Annotated in this window: 12 protein-coding genes; 6 read left to right on the top strand and 6 right to left on the bottom strand. The window is 66.4% G+C overall.

Annotated elements, in window-relative coordinates:
• Positions 1–24: 24 nt before the first annotated feature.
• Together CPH63_RS18520 and CPH63_RS18515 are read right to left on the bottom strand one after the other, a co-directional pair.
• Positions 25–795 (bottom strand): DUF427 domain-containing protein, encoded by a 771-nt coding sequence (locus CPH63_RS18520; RefSeq protein ID WP_096304258.1) that lies wholly within the window; start codon positions 793–795, stop codon positions 25–27.
• A gap of 42 nt (positions 796–837) precedes the next feature.
• A complete protein-coding gene (locus CPH63_RS18515) occupies positions 838–1,584 on the bottom strand; it encodes a sulfite exporter TauE/SafE family protein (protein ID WP_096304257.1) in 747 nt (248 codons plus the stop codon).
• Between the two features lie 127 nt (positions 1,585–1,711).
• On the opposite strand from CPH63_RS18515, the gene CPH63_RS18510 reads away from it, so the two are divergent.
• The gene (locus CPH63_RS18510; RefSeq protein WP_096304256.1) at positions 1,712–2,578 is read left to right on the top strand and encodes a PhzF family phenazine biosynthesis protein; all 867 of its coding nucleotides are present in this window, start codon (positions 1,712–1,714) and stop codon (positions 2,576–2,578) included.
• A gap of 183 nt (positions 2,579–2,761) precedes the next feature.
• A complete protein-coding gene (locus tag CPH63_RS18505; RefSeq protein ID WP_157749645.1) occupies positions 2,762–3,619 on the top strand; it encodes a hypothetical protein in 858 nt (285 codons plus the stop codon).
• 24 nt (positions 3,620–3,643) lie between these two features.
• Here CPH63_RS18505 and CPH63_RS18500 read toward each other — a convergent pair whose 3' ends face one another.
• Complete coding sequence (locus CPH63_RS18500; protein WP_157749644.1) at positions 3,644–4,633, bottom strand: hypothetical protein; 990 nt, start codon at positions 4,631–4,633, stop codon at positions 3,644–3,646.
• A gap of 178 nt (positions 4,634–4,811) precedes the next feature.
• Between CPH63_RS18500 and CPH63_RS18495 the strand changes: the two genes are divergently transcribed.
• Positions 4,812–5,828 carry an aldo/keto reductase family protein gene (locus CPH63_RS18495; RefSeq protein WP_096304253.1) on the top strand — a complete coding sequence of 339 codons (1,017 nt, stop codon included), beginning with the start codon at positions 4,812–4,814 and terminating at the stop codon, positions 5,826–5,828.
• A 52-nt stretch (positions 5,829–5,880) separates the two neighbouring features.
• Here CPH63_RS18495 and CPH63_RS18490 read toward each other — a convergent pair whose 3' ends face one another.
• A complete protein-coding gene (locus tag CPH63_RS18490; protein WP_096304252.1) occupies positions 5,881–6,222 on the bottom strand; it encodes an S-adenosylmethionine decarboxylase in 342 nt (113 codons plus the stop codon).
• Between the two features lie 276 nt (positions 6,223–6,498).
• On the opposite strand from CPH63_RS18490, the gene CPH63_RS18485 reads away from it, so the two are divergent.
• Positions 6,499–8,790, top strand: coding sequence for a bifunctional diguanylate cyclase/phosphodiesterase (locus CPH63_RS18485; protein ID WP_172892235.1), 2,292 nt, complete (start codon positions 6,499–6,501; stop codon positions 8,788–8,790).
• Positions 8,791–8,793: 3 nt separating this feature from the next.
• Here the strand turns inward: CPH63_RS18485 and CPH63_RS18480 are convergent, their stop codons facing one another.
• Together CPH63_RS18480 and CPH63_RS18475 are read right to left on the bottom strand one after the other, a co-directional pair.
• Positions 8,794–9,459, bottom strand: a complete 666-nt coding sequence (locus CPH63_RS18480) for a hypothetical protein (protein WP_096304250.1) — start codon at positions 9,457–9,459, stop codon at positions 8,794–8,796.
• A 248-nt stretch (positions 9,460–9,707) separates the two neighbouring features.
• Positions 9,708–10,424: a hypothetical protein gene (locus CPH63_RS18475; protein WP_096304249.1), complete on the bottom strand. Its 717-nt coding sequence runs from the start codon at positions 10,422–10,424 to the stop codon at positions 9,708–9,710.
• A gap of 159 nt (positions 10,425–10,583) precedes the next feature.
• Here CPH63_RS18475 and CPH63_RS18470 point away from each other — a divergent pair, with 159 nt between their 5' ends.
• Both CPH63_RS18470 and CPH63_RS18465 read left to right on the top strand, forming a co-directional pair.
• Complete coding sequence (locus tag CPH63_RS18470; RefSeq protein ID WP_157749643.1) at positions 10,584–14,039, top strand: patatin-like protein; 3,456 nt, start codon at positions 10,584–10,586, stop codon at positions 14,037–14,039.
• Positions 14,040–14,173: 134 nt separating this feature from the next.
• Positions 14,174–15,025 (top strand): hypothetical protein, encoded by an 852-nt coding sequence (locus CPH63_RS18465; protein WP_096304247.1) that lies wholly within the window; start codon positions 14,174–14,176, stop codon positions 15,023–15,025.
• Positions 15,026–15,047 lie beyond the last annotated feature (22 nt).

Here is a 15,047-nt window from a genome sequence, read left to right as displayed (position 1 = left end):
CGGCACCGCACAAACCCCAGCTGGTCAATGCTTGACGAAGTGCGTCTCCGGACGTTCGAGAAGCACCCCGTCGAGGAAGGTGTCGACCTTCTCGTTGTAGAAGGCGATCATCCCGCTGATCGGCAGCAACTGCCGGGTCGGGAAGGCGTACGTCCAGGCGAGATCGTCATGCACGACGTCACCGATGCGCGCCGACCAGTAGCCGCTGGTTGTTCCCTTGTAAGGGCACTCGCTCACGGTCGAGGTCGCCTCCAGATGATCGAAGCGCACGGCCGTCCGATCGAGGTAGTAGCGCGTCGGCAGCCCTGTCTCGAACACCATCACCGGTGAGTTCGACTCGGCCAGCAGCACGCCTTCCAGTTCGACCCGGACGCTGCGGTTGGAGCGAAGCGCATCCACTCGCACGTAGGGGTTGCGGGGATGGACGTAGATCTGCTCATCCTCCTCGAACCAGGCGTCCAGGGCCTCCCACTCGAAGCGGGCGAGGCCGTCGAGCTCATCGATCACGTCGCCGCTGAAGACGCGCAGCGCCGACGGGCGGGAGAGGTCGCCGACCTGCAGGCCGAATCTGCGAGCCGTCCCGCGGCTGAGCTTGGAGGAGTGCGCCTCATCGACCAGTAGGTCGGAGTTCACATCCCCGAGCGGGACGTAATACTGCGGAAAATACGGCCACTCCCAGACATACCGAGCGGCGACGGTGTCCAGCACGACCTGTCCGCCGAGAGTGGCCCGGATCCGCCGCGGCACCGGCTCGATCAAGTTGTTCACTGCGATCATCTGCGGATAGTCGCGCATGGGTGCTCCTCCAGTGAGAGCTAGCAAGCGATGGTCAATGCCTCAACCGTAGGCCTGTATCCCCAGATCGAGGGCCAGCCCAAGGCCGAGGAGTGCGATCACGATTCGCAGTGGCGTCTCGGGTGCCGACCGGGCGATGATCGGGCCGAGTCGGCCACCGATACCGAAACCGATCGCCAGCGGGAGGGCAACCGCCCAATTCACCGGTCCGAAGAGTGCGAAGCCGACCGCGGCGACCGCGTTCGCGACCCCCAGGGCGACGTTCTTCAGGGCGTTGCTGCGGGGCATCGAGTCGTCGGTAAGGCGCAGCAGCAGCGCCAGCATCAGCACCCCGGAGGCCGCGCCGAAGTAACCTCCGTAGATTCCGATCAGTCCCACGCCCACGGTGAGTTCGATGGGGTGCTCGTGACGGACGCTGGGAACGGCTCGGCGTCGAGGCACGAACATGGAGACTGAGGCCAACGCTATGAGCCAGGGGACCACCTTCTCGAAGGCGTCGGCTGGGGTGAGTAGCACCAACGCGCCGCCAATGATGCCGCCGACGAGCGCGGCACTGACCAGACGCACCACCCGTCCGCGTTGCCCCGACAGCTCAGGGTAGGAGCCGGAGACCGATCCGACCGTGTTCAGGGTCATCGCGACCGTGTTGGTGACGTTCGCCGCGACCGGAGTCAGACCTACGGCGAGCAGCGCCGGGTAGCTCACCAGCGACGCGAGGCCGGCGACGCTCGCGGCCAGCCCGGCACCGACACCGGCGAGAACGAGCAGCACGAACTCGGTCGCGGTCAAGATCGGGCCAGCCGGGACATGCTCATGCGTCCAGTCTGCTCATGCGTCCAGTCTGCTCATACGCCCAGACTGCTCATGCGCCCAGTCTGCTCTGGGTGGTCATTGCCTCGCCGCTACGGTGGAGTCCATGACAGGCAACGGTGATGTGCTGCGTTACTCGGCGTTCACGACCGACGTCAACGGCGGGAATCCGGCCGGCGTCGTACTGGACGCAACCGGGCTCGCCGAGAGTCAGATGCAACAGATCGCGGCCGACCTCGGTTACTCCGAGACCGCGTTCCTGGTGCCGCACGGGGAGCGCAGCTTCACCGTCCGGTATTTCGCGCCGCTGGCCGAGGTTCCGTTCTGCGGTCACGCCACCATCGCGGCGGCGGTCGCGTACGCCGAACGCGCCGGCACCGGGACGCTGCGCCTCGACACTCAAGTAGGCCCGGTGCCGGTCACCACCGCCACCACCGCGACGACCGCCGACGACGGTGGGCTGATCGCGGCGAGCCTCACCAGTGTCACCCCCGCGACGAAGACGCTGGCTGACGAGGATCTGAGCGAACTGCTGGCGGCACTCGGTTGGAGCGCGGCGGACCTCGATCCGAGCTTGCCGCCAGGTGTGGGTTACGCCGGTGCCTGGCATCCCATTCTCGCCACCTCGACCCGGGCTCGGCTGGCCGACCTCGACTACGACTTCGATCGGCTGTCAGAGTTGATGGCGCTTCGCCGATGGACGACCGTCGACCTCATCTGGCGGGAGTCGGCGCACGTCTTCCACGCTCGAAACCCGTTTCCACCCGGCGGAATCGTCGAAGACCCGGCAACCGGTGCCGCCGCCGCGGCGCTCGGCGGGTGGCTGCGGGCGATGCGGCTGGTCGAGTTGCCGGCGACCATCACCGTCCACCAGGGAGTGGATATGGGGAGGCCAAGCCTGATCACGGTAGGTATCGACGCAGACGAGAAGAGCGGGATCGTGGTGAGCGGTAGCGCCGTCGAACTCAGCTGATCGACGGCTAGTCACAAACCGGCGGCGGATGCGGCCGCGGCATTCCGTTGGATGCCGGTGCGGTATCAGACTGGGAGATACCACCTCACTCAAAGGGAGCGGCACCAAAGGGAGCGGCACCCGGAAGGGAAGGCCCCGGGAAGGGCCTCCGGAGAGTCGGGTGGGGCTGGTCGGCGAGGAGTGATGATGAGGCGTTCAACCGGGCCGGGGACGGGGCTGGCCTGCGCGCTGATGTCCGCGCTGCTGCCTGCGCTCCTGCTCACTGGCTGCGGCGGGAAGACGCCGTCGGCCGCCAACCCACAGCCGTCGGCCTCGGCGACACTGCTCTCCAGCGTGGGCGTCGAGTCCCACTCGGCACCGGCCACCGAGGGCACGTCCCAGCCGAGCCCATCACGCAGCAATGGAAACGGCGGTAAGTCCGCGATCCACGTGGGCGGCCCGTCGCTCGGCAGCAATGACAGTGGCGTCTGGAACAACTGGGGCTACGTGGGCCGCTCCACCGCCACCGGCTACGTCCCGGTCGGCCACACCGGCCCGACTCAGGGCGCACCGATGTACCTGCACTCCTCCACCGTTCACTCGGCCAAGGTCGTCAGCGTGAAGGTGAGCCCGGCGGGGAGCCCGTTCCACATCGTCGACGATCACTGCACCGGCACCACCGTCGGCGCGAGCGCCAACGACGACACCACGGGTATCACCACCTGCCAGGTGGACCTCAACTTCAAACCGACCCGGCCGGCCCCGATCCACCGGGACTTCCCGGCCCAGGGCTACTTCACGGCCGGCCTCGTCTTCACCTCCGAATTGCCCTGCACCACGCGGGCGGCGCCGGTCTGCAACCAGATCCCGCACAGCGTCACCGTGAGCGTCGCACACCCCCAGACCGTGACGTGGCAGAGCGTCGCGCAACTGTGGGGATCGACCGGCTGCCCGCTTCCGTCGACCTCCGTGCAACTCGACGGCTGCCCGGTCCTGACGCCACTCCCGCCCCCGAGCGAACCGACGCCTACTCCACTGCCGACTCCGTCGCCGACGCCCTGACTCCTGACGATCAGCTGCGGGCGATCAGCTGCCGGTGAACTGGAGGCGAATCGTTCCGTCGTCGATGAGCATCAGCGTCTGACCCGTCTCGGGGTCCCAGGCGTCGGAGACGAAGAACATCCGCGCGTCTGACTGAGCCAGCAGCCGCAGTCCCCGGTAGCGGAAGAGGAACTTCTGGTCGGGCGACGACTTCGGCAGGGCCGTCTCGCTCACTCCCGGCATGCGCAGGAAGAGCTCCTCGTGCGTATCGAGGACGACGGCGGGGCGCCGATCGAGGTGATTGCCCAGGTCGATGGCCTGCCCCCGGCCGTAGGCCTCGGCATAGCTGTTCGCGGCCCAGAAGCCGGTCACCACGAGCAGCGCCAGGACCAGGCCGATGGTGGCCACGTCCCGGCGGGTCATCGGCACCCGCCGGCGGGAACCGCCGGATCCGCTGCGCAGCCGGCCGAGTCTCAGCACGTATCGCATATAGCTCAGCAGGGCGATCCCGAAGGCGAGCACCAGCGGCGTGCCCAAGCTCGACTGCGGAATGTCATCCGGAAGCGAGACGGAGAGCACCCCGTAGAAGACCGCGAGTGCGCCGAGCGCCAGCGCGGCTCGTACCGCCCACCGGGCCCAGGGTTTCGAGCCGTCGCGTTCGAGCCGGCCGGAGAGCCACGGGTGTATCCAGAGCGAGAGCAGCGCGAGCAGGAGGATCGTCCCGATCGGGACGTAGAGGGCGCCGACACTTCGCAGCAGATAGTTCTGCGTCGAGAACTGGACGGTCGCCGCGTCCACCCCGAAGTATTCGTAGAACGAGTCGGTGGCGACGAAGCCGAAATAATAGAGCAGCGCGGTGAGCAGCGTGGTTGGAGCGATGATGCCGGCGACGAGCTGAATAGCCCGCTCGATGGCTGCGCTGGAGACCGCGCTTGACTCCGGCCCGTCCTCAGCGGCATCGGCAGCGGGATCGGAGCCAGCGGGATCGGAGCCAGCGGCATCGGGTGGAGCCGCAGGAGCGCTGTCGTCGCTCACGTCATCTCCGAGGTTCTGTCCGGTGCGGCCGATGAGTTGTGCTCGGTGGTTGGTCCCGATTTCGCTGGGCCGATTTCGCTGGGCCATCTCGCTGGGCCGATTTCGCGGGTCCGGCGATTCTCCTGCTGAATTGTCAGAGCTGTTTGCATTGCCGGTGATACCCATCAATTATGACGGTATGGACTTCAGATACCTCGGCAACTCCGGCATGCAGATCTCCGAGATCACTTACGGCAATTGGCTCACCCACGGTTCGCAGGTCGAGAACGACGTCGCTTCCCAATGTGTGAAGGCGGCCCTGGACGTCGGAATCACCAGCTTCGACACCGCAGACGTCTACGCCAACGGCAAGGCCGAGGAGGTTCTCGGGACGGCGTTGAAGGGGCTGCGGCGGGAGTCCTTGGAGATCTTCACGAAGGTCTACTGGCCGGTCGGCCCCGATCCGAAGGGCAAGAACGACACCGGCCTGTCCCGCAAGCACATCCTGGAGGGTATCGACGGGTCGCTGCGCCGGCTGCAGATGGACTACGTCGACCTCTACCAAGCGCACCGCTATGACGTCTTCACCCCGCTGGAAGAGACGATGCAGGCCTTCGCCGACGTGGTTCGCGCCGGCAAGGCGCTCTACATCGGGGTGAGCGAGTGGACCGCCGATCAGATCCGTGCCGGGCACGCGCTGGCCACCGAACTCGGCATCTCACTCGTCTCGAGCCAGCCGCAGTACTCCATGCTGTGGCGAGTGATCGAGGGCGAGGTCGTCCCGACCTGCGAGCAGCTGGGCATCGGACAGATCGTCTGGTCGCCGATCGCACAGGGCGTGCTGACCGGAAAGTACAAGCCGGGGGAGCAGGCGCCGGAGGGGTCCCGCGCAACCGACGTCAAGGGCGGCGCCAACATGATCAAGCGCTGGCTGGACGACGACGTGCTGACCCGAGTTCAGCTGCTCCAGCCGATCGCGGCCGACCTGGGTCTGTCGATGGCCCAGCTGGCGGTGGCGTGGGTGCTGCAGAACAGCAACGTCTCGGCCGCGCTGGTCGGGGCATCCCGCCCGGAGCAGGTAGCCGAGAACGTCAAGGCCGCCGGCGTGAAGATCGACGCCGACGCGATGGCCCGGATCGACGAGGCGCTGGGTGCAGTCGTGACGAGCGACCCGGCGATCGTCGCAAAGTCCACGCCCGGTGCGCGCGCCATCTGAGACTGGATTCGATCCGCGGCGCGGGCCGTACCGAACCGCGGTACAGCCCGGCTCAGAACGCCTTGCTGACGATCGTGGTCGTGTCGAAGAAGCGGGCTGTGAACTCCACCGCCGCGTCGTTGTCGAACGCCTTGCAGGTGTAGATGTCGACTGAGAAGAAGAGCTGCGGTTCGTCCCAGGCGTAGAAGTGCGCGCCCGAGGTCTCCCAGTGAATCCATCCGGCCCAGCCGAACTTGGGGGACTGGTGGGTCACCGGCTCGATGAGGGTGACCATATCGAGTTCAACGGAGAGCTTTGACAGAAAGTTGACGATCTCCTCGGCCTCGATGTTCCGCTTCGGAATTCCTTCGACGACGAGACGCTGACGGTGAATTTCGGGGGCAAGGTCGTGCATGGGATTCCTTACGTGAGGATGGACACATTTGTTAGCGTGGATGCAGCCCGTGATATCTGTCTGACGCGAGCAATCGCAGTACTGACGGCAGCGCAAAGCAGCGACTGTTACTGACATTTTGAGAGTATTTGGGGGCCTACCAGCGTTAGGAAAAGAAGTCGGACGGTGGTTTCCTCAATGCTCTAACGAAGCCCGGTCGTCGTCCACTCGAAGTTGGCACCTCAAGTATCGATATCTTCCGCCGATGGGAGAGATATGACGCATAGGCTAGCGATCGTGGGGGATCGAGCCGTGCGCGTGGCCGGCATCGTCGCCTGGTCCTTCTTGGCGATCTCCTACGTGACGGTCAGCCTCATCGCCTCGAGCGACCCGGGTGTTACGCAGTCGATGGTTGCCGGCGGCCTTGTCGCCTTCTTCGTCCTACTGCTGGGTTGGATCGTCATAGCGATGATCGCGCAGCCGAGGCGGCGTCGTTCGCTACGAATCCTGGTCGTCTCCATCGCCTTCTGGGCAGCGGGATCAGCGGTGCTCAACGCGAACACCCAGCCGGACCTGACGAAATTCCCGTCACCGGGTGAATGGCTTTTCCTGGTCTCCTACGTTGCGCTGGCGGCGTACCTCATCACCGACGCCGGGCACCGGGTCACCAGGACGACGCTGTCAGCGTGGCTTGAAACGGTCGTGATCTGCGGAGCGACGGTCTGTGTTGCCGGCGCCGTTCTGCTGTCTCCGGTCGCTTCGCAGTTCAACAACGACGGGGTGCCGCTGCTGGTGGCCCTGCTCTATCCGCTGATCGATGTGGCGCTCGGAGTCTTGGTGGTCGCGCAGATCATGTTGCGAGCTCGTGGGGGATTCCGGCACTCGGGCGTCCTTATTCTCGTGTTCGCGCTCTTCGCGTACGCCGATGCCCACTTCGTCGGTTATCTCTCCGCCGGTGTCTACGACTCGTCGCTGGTCAACGACTCTTGTTACGGCATCGCGTTCGCGCTTCTCGTGACGCAGGCGTGTCAGCAGCCGTTTGCCGTGCCGGACGTAGTTCCCCGTCGGCAGCGCCCGGCTTTCTTCCTCATCGCCGGTTTGGCTGCGCTGGCGGTCCTGGTCTTTCATCCGGCTGATGCCGTCGGCAAGTACTTGGTCGCCGTCGCGCTGATTACTCTTCTCGCGGTGGGCGGGCGCCTGGTCGTCGCGCTCAATGAGGCGAACCGGGCGGCCGAGGCGTATGCGCTGGCTCGAAGCGACGATCTGACCAGTCTTCCGAACCGCCGCGCGGTGCTGGCATTGATCGCCGAACGGCTGGCCGCGCATCAGCCGTTCTCGCTGATGATCCTCGACCTCAACGGCTTCAAGGACGTCAACGACACGCTCGGCCACGCCGCCGGTGACGCGGTGCTTCAGCTGGTGGCGCATCGGATGCGCACGGCCCTCGATCCGGGCATCATGGTCGCTCGCCTGGGTGGCGACGAGTTCGCCGCTGTCGTGCCCGGCCCCGACCAGATCGAGGCGATGGCCGCCGCCCAGAGCATCCTGCGAGCACTCCGCCAGCCCCTCACCGTCGAGGGCATCAGCATCGGCACTGACGCCTCGATCGGGGTGACGACGAGCGCCGCCTCCGACACCAAGAGCGGTGAGCTGCTGCGTCGGGCCGACGTGGCGATGTACCAGGCGAAGGTCAACCGCGCCGGTGCGCTGGTCTACGACGCGCACTTCGACCACTTCTCGCGGGAGAAGTTGCAGATAGCGGAGGAGTTGCGCAAGGGCATCCTCTTCGGCCAATTGGAACTCTGGTACCAGCCTCAGATCGACGCCGAGACCCAGCGGATCGGCGGTCTGGAGGCTCTCGTGCGGTGGCAGCACCCCAAGGAGGGGCTGCTCTCGCCGGCCGTCTTCCTGCCGGCCGCACGCCGGGCCGGCCTGATGCCCGCACTCTCGGCTGAGGTGGTGCGCATCGCGCTGAGCGATCTGGCCGAGTGGCGTACGCGTGGGCTCGATCCGCGGGTCGCCATCAACTGCGCCCCGCCGGAACTCATGAGTGGCTCCTTCCTGCCGGCGCTTTACAAAGCGATGGAGGAGGCCGACGTACCGGCTTCGAGCCTGGTCATTGAAGTAACCGAGGACTCGTTCCTGAACGAGCCAGAGCGTGCGCGTTCAGTTCTGCTGGACATCCGCAGGCACGGCATGCAGATCTCCATCGATGACTACGGAACCGGCTTCTCCTCCCTCTCCTATCTGCGCGATCTTCCGGTGCAGGAACTGAAGATCGACAGCTCCTTCATCACCGCGATGCGCCACGATCCCCGCAGCCAGATGATCGTCGCGTCGACGCTGCAGATGGCCAAGGCACTCGGCCTGCGCACCGTCGCTGAGGGGGTCGAGGACTCGGCCACCGCCGCGGACCTGGTGGCGATGGGGGTCGACGTACTGCAGGGCTACCACCTCTCCCGACCGCTTCGGCCGACGCAGGTCGAGACCTGGATGCGCGAGTGGACGACCTTCGCCGACATCACCTACGAGACGACACCGCGCGCAGTGGTGCAGTTGCCCGAACTTCCGGGCGACCCGCCCCGATGACGTTCAGGCGCTCTCGAGCACGGGCTCGGCGAAGCGACGCGACAACACGTAGTCCGCTTGCGCCGGCAGTGAAATGCCGTCCAGACCGATTCCCAGCGTGATGAGACGGTAGGCGTCCGGGTAGAGCCGTCGCTGGTTGTCGAGCATCTGCGGCACATTCGACCAGAGCGGTGTGCTGGCCGGCGAGCCGAGGTAGGGCGCGGTGTGCGTGCCGGGTAGCACGTGCGTTGTCCCGCCGATCGCCGTCACGAGCGCTCTGGCGTGCTCGTCCATGATCATCACGGCGTTGGGCAGATCGTTGGCCAGTGCCACCTTGCTGATCGCGTGAAACATCGCGGCGGAGGCGAAGCGGGCCGCGCCTTCAAGACCACGGCGCACGCCGATCGTCGCGAAATCGAAGGTCCGGGAGAGGTCGACTCCGGCCGCCTCGGCGGCCCGATAGCCGTCGACGTTCCACGGCGGTCGCGAAGTATCGTCCAGGGATTTGAACCCGGCCGAACTCGGCAGCAGCAGGCGGGCGGCGCCGAGAACGTCACCGCCCTGTTCGGCGAGTGCGATGAAGATCGAAGAACTCTCGTAGGCGCCGTACTCCTCCTCCCACTCCTCGGCGGTGTTGCCGTAGGTCTCGAGAAAGACGTCCGCCTCGCAGGCGCGGGCCGCATCGAGCATCTCGCCTTGCGGATCTACGGACAGTACAAGCGGTAGCAAATTAGACATAACATTCCCCCAGAGAATTTTGAAACACTTTTCCTGGACAGTCGTAACTATCCAGGACCCCAGGGGAATGTAGCGGCTACTGCCGAGTCGTGCGCGTCGTAGATATCGGAGTCACAGGTTGTCCTCACCGGAGACTTTCGACTGATATACCGGGTGCGCCAGGCCGATTACTGACAGGTAACAAATGGCCGACCGTGGCATCAGCCGGTATCAGTCGGCGGATTCTTTCGTGCATAGTCAGCGCGGAAGAATCCATGCAGGGTCGGTTCACCGATGTTGATGTTGTGGCTGATGGTGGTCACCGTCGAGGGGTCGCTGACGTCGAGTTGAATGACGACGCCGTCGGCCGAGTCGGTTGGGGTGTTCGGGTCGTAGACGTGCAGCGTCAGTGCCCCGGCGTCGTCGAGCGAGTAGCCGTAGGCCAGCACCTGGTGGTTCTTGCCGAGCTGCTTGAGATCGGTTCCGTGCACGGTCACCAGCCCGAGCGTGCTCAGCCGGCCGGCGTCGATGTCGGCTCGGATGGCGGGCCAGCTTTTGGAGACGGTCAGTTCGAATGTGCCGGGTTCGGAGATGAGCGGCAGCCGGACATGCGTGGAGGGCAGCGCCATCCACTGGGCATAGCGCAGCACCCCGTTCGGTACGTCCCAGCTGTCGAGTAGCCGTCCGACGATGTATTCGAAGAGGGGGGTTCCGGGCGCCGGTGGCTGGCTGAGCTGCGGAATCGCGGTGGCGGTCTCGAAGTAGTCGCGCACGGCGAACACCATCCCGCCACAGACGCCGCCGCTCACATCCCCAATTCCGACGCGGCCGGCCGGCCCGAGATCGAGCTGTACCGCCGGCGCCGGTGGAAATGAGTTCGTGAAAGGGAAACCGTCGACGCTCGGCGTGAATCCCGAAACTGCTGCGCTGCTCGACATGATTCACTCCTGACGTTCAGGTCATTCGAGAAATCGCTTGTGGGCGGCGATTTGGCCGGTTTCCTTGCCAATTTAGCCGCACTACCGGTCAAATGTCTGTATAGGTTTGAGATCGCGTCACCGCGAGGCTGCCGGAGGTTTGCTATGGGGACTCACTCGGTGCGTGACGAATCCGGCCCGACCAGCTCGACCGGCGCCGCCGGCGCCGCCGGTACCTCGGCGGTTGACCCCACCGCCGACCGGCGGGTGACCCCAGCGACTCAGGTACTCCGGATCGCCACCACCATGACCGGCGGAGTGAGCCTGGCGATCTGGATGGGCGGGATTGTCCGAGAGATTGATCTGCTCTGCCAGGCCTCGCAGTGGCGAACCCAGCTCACCTTCGCCGACCAACTGCCGGTGCAGGACGCGAGCGCAACTCCGGAGCGGAACATCAAAGCCCGCTACCTGCACCTGCTGGAGGCGCTCGACACCGTCGTCGACACCGACATCCTCTCCGGCACCAGCGCCGGCGGCATCAATGCCGCGCTGCTGGGTTACGCGCGGGCGACCGGGAAGGATCTCGGCGGCCTACGGGATCTCTGGCTACGCCTCGGATCGCTGGGGACACTGCTGCGCGATCCCCGCGATCCCAGCATTCCGTCGCTGATGTACGGCGACAAGCAGCTGTTCAGCGGTCTGGCCCAGGCGTTGGCCGAGATGCCGGGGGCGGTGGCGATGCCACCGGTCGGGCGCCCGAGCGGGCGCCTCGACGAGGCCGAGGTGAAGCTCTTCATCACCACGACTCTCCTCAACGGGGAGACCAGTCGCTTCACCGACTCCTACGGCACGCTGGTGCAGGACGTCGAACACCACGGCATGTTCATGTTCTCCGACTCCGACTTCACCGGCGACGGCCACGATGAGGCCCGGGCCGCCCTGGCGCTGGCCGCCCGCAGCACCGCCTCCTTCCCCGCCGCCTTCGAGCCATCCTTCGTCCCCTTCGACGAATCGGAGGCGGTCGCTGCCAGCAAGGACCATCCGATGCGTCCGGCGATGCGCTCCTTCGCCAACACCACCCGATCGCATTGGGTCGCCGACGGCGGGCTGCTGGCGAACCGCCCGATTGCCCCACTATTGCAGGCGATTCTTGACCGTCCGGGGGCCGACGGCGTGGTACGCCGGGTGCTTCTGTACGTGGTTCCGTCCGGGGGTGACGCGCCGGACATGCTGCTGAGCCAGCCCAGCGACTCATTCGCCACCCCCTTCGGGTTGGTCGACGGTCTGCTGAAGGATCTGGTGGCCCTGTCCAACCAGTCGATCACCGGTGATCTGCGCGCCATCCAGGATCACAACGACCGGATCAGCGCGCGCTCGGACGCGCGTCTGCAGCTGGCCGAGCTCGGTGCCCGCCTCGATCCGGCCAAGCCGGGGCTGCTCACCGACCAGGTGCTCAACGACTTCGTCGAACGTCAGGCCGCCCAGACGTCGGGACCGGTCATCGACGCGCTGCTGCGCCGCATCACCACCTGGCCCGCCACCAAACCCAGCGCCAGGTCCGGTCAGGCGCCGAGTGAGGCGAATGATGTCGTTCCGGCCCTCTGGGCTGAGGCGCTGTCCAGCCCGACCGGCGAGCCGGACTGCCGGCAGGGAGCGGTGGACGGGCTCAGTGCCGACTGGACGACGCGGATCCCTCAGACTTACCAGGATCTCGCCGTCTTCGGTAAGCCTGCCTTCGACGGAGCCAAAGCGGCCGCGCTGGCCCTGCTGCGCAACGCCTACGACCTGGTCGACAACGCTACCGACCGGGTGTGGATCGCTATGAAAAGAAAGGAACTTCAGCTCGCCCTGGTCAGCAATCCGAGGCTGAATGTGCAGCGTTTCGTCGACGCCCAGTGCACCGAGGACGAGGCGCTGCGCAGCACGCCACTGCCGGCGGTCGCGCACCAGCTGACGAAGCGCTATCTGGCGTCCCGGGTCTGTGACGAGCAGAATCCTGACCCGGGGCCAATCCTGGTCAGTGCCTGGACAGCGCTGGCCGCGGTCTTCGATGAGCAGACCCTGCAGACGCTGGCCCTCTTCGTCGATCGGGTGCCGGTGGCCGACCGTACTCGTACCCAGCCGACCGGCGCCGACGCGCCGACCGATACGCCACCGCAGGCGCATCCGCAGTCGACCGACGGCCGGCGCGCCTCGGCCGCCCGCAACGTCGGCACCTACCTGAGCTACCTGCGCCGCGACGGAGATGAGGCCCTGCAGGTCGCGCTTCGACTCTTCAACCTGCACGCGGCCCATCGGGCGATCCTGCCGGTGAACGCCGAGCTCGAGCAGCCGGTCGAATTCATCCAGGTCAGCGCTGACACCCGCACCCTGCTCGACCCGCTGCGCCAGACCGCGGTGCGCAAGCTGAACGGTATGCAGCTGCATCACTTCGGCGCTTTCTACAAGGAATCCTGGCGGGCCAACGACTGGATGTGGGGTCGCTTCGACGGTGCCGGCTGGCTCATCCACATGCTGCTGGACCCCAAGCGCATCGAGATGAAGTCGCGCGAACGTCCTGATCCCACGAGCTCGGCGGTGAGCTGGCTCATCGATCTGCTCAGCGATCGGCAGATCGCCGGCCCCATCCCGGTTGAGGGGTACCCACTCCCACCCCGTGGTCTCTCCGACACCGGCGCGCCTGAGGCTTCGGTACTCACCCGGGCCGACATCGAGAAGGAGCTGGCCTACCTCGACGACGGTTCGATACCGGCACCGGCCAGCCTGCCACTGACCGCGCTGTGGGTGGCCCGGGCCGTGCAGGAGGTCGTCGCGGCCGACGAGCTGCCGAATGTCGCCGCCACCATTCTGGGTGGAGCCGCCCCGAACGCACCGAGAGCACCGAGAGCACCGAAGGCCCCGCGGGTGGCCAAGATCGTGCCCCGCGACGGCGCCAAGCCGAACGTCACGCCCACCGCAGTGCAGTGGGCGTCGGACGTGACCCGGCTGCATGCCATCCAGCCGGCCCTCCCGGCAGCGGTGGCGGCGAAGCTGCGCAGTTGCCCGGTGCCCGAGGAGACCTTCAAGACCGAGCTCGGCACCTCGCTACTCACCCGGACGACGACCCACGCCGCGGCGACGGTCACCGCCGCGGTGAGTTCGGTCCAGCAGATCCCATCCGTGGTCCGACCCGTCCTGACGTCCATGCGGACCGTCACCCTGACCGGCTACCGGGCCAGCACACTCGTCGATCCGGCCCCCAAACGACTGGCGATGATCGGCGCCGGAGCCCTGATCCTGGGTATCGCCGCCGCGATCCAGCAGAGCGCCGTCTTCGGGCTCCCGGGGCTGCTGCTGGCCATCACCGGCACCTACTGCCTGGCCATCGCGGCCTGGGGTGCGTCGCGCATGCTGCTGATCTCCTTCCTCTCGCTGATGTTGCTGGCGGCGATCGGGTCACTGGCGATCCCCACCGTGCGGCGCTACCTCTTCGGCACCAGCCCGTCGGAGGACGGCTGGCTCGGCACCCACCTGTACTGGATCGGGGAGACCTGGTGGCACCCGTTCGTCGTCCTCGGGGCCTTCGTGTTTCTGCTGATTCTGGTCGCCGTGGTCGTCGACCCGGTCGGTCGCCGGCGGGCCCGACCCGGCAAGTGAAGCGGCTTAGCGGGTAGCTTCCCCCGCGCGACGAAACCCCGATTTGTCGCTCACAAAGAGGCATTGCCGGTTGGCCGGTTAGTAGTACGGTGGATGAAGTGGGAGTCGTCTGACGGCTGACTGGGGGCGAGAAAATGCTGCGTTCTTATGATGAACGGCGGCGCAACCAGTCCCAGGTCGGCGGCCTGCTGGCCGGTGAGGGAGCCGAGATGCTCCGCGCCACCGTGTACACCCGTGCGATACCGGTTCGGCCGCCAAGCGATCTCGATGAGCTCGTTCGTCCGGTCTACGACATCGACGGTGAGCTGCACGACTGGCGTCTGGAGCCCACCAACACCCAGCGAGGCATCGATCCGGAGGAGTTCCACCGCTACCGCTCCTGGCGGCACGGGTTCGCCGAGGAGCGCTTCCTGGGCGAACGCGGCCTCGTCTATGCCTTTCTGGACTGGATCGCCGGCCGCACGGACACCTCGCTGCTGAACGCGCTGCGGCTGCCACGAGCGCACGTCGGTTTCCACAAGGCGCTGCGGATGCATATGCAGGTCGAGAATGCCCAGCACCTGATCACCCACGACGATATGGGAATCGGGCTCTACTCGGGGTCGAGTCATCGTGGTGCGTTCCGGGCGGTCATCCCCTCCGATCCGCCGACGACGCTGCTCGCCTGGGACCAGTCGGTGCTCACCGTCGGCCCCCATGGCCTCTGCATGCGACGGATGGCCTACGACGAGATCCTGGACATCCGCGGTTGGCGCATCGTCGACCAGCAGGTGACCGTGCGCGTCGGTGAGACGACGGTCGACCTCGGCAGCAGCAGCGGCGGCGCCCGGCTGCTGAGGATGGCCGGCCGGGAGGCGCTCGAGGTGGAGGTGGAGTCCAGTCCGCTCGCCACGCTGCTCGCCCCGCTGCTCATCTCGCTGAGCGACGCCACCCGCCTGGCCGGCGGAATAGGCGCTGATCTGTTCATCCGCTCCAACTGGTCCTAGGCGAACGACGGGGTGACCTGAA

It is taken from the genome of Jatrophihabitans sp. GAS493 (assembly GCF_900230215.1).
GTDB lineage: Bacteria > Actinomycetota > Actinomycetes > Mycobacteriales > Jatrophihabitantaceae > MT45.
The sequence above is the reverse complement of the archived record's forward strand: the minus strand, read 5'-3'. Positions and strand labels throughout refer to the sequence as shown.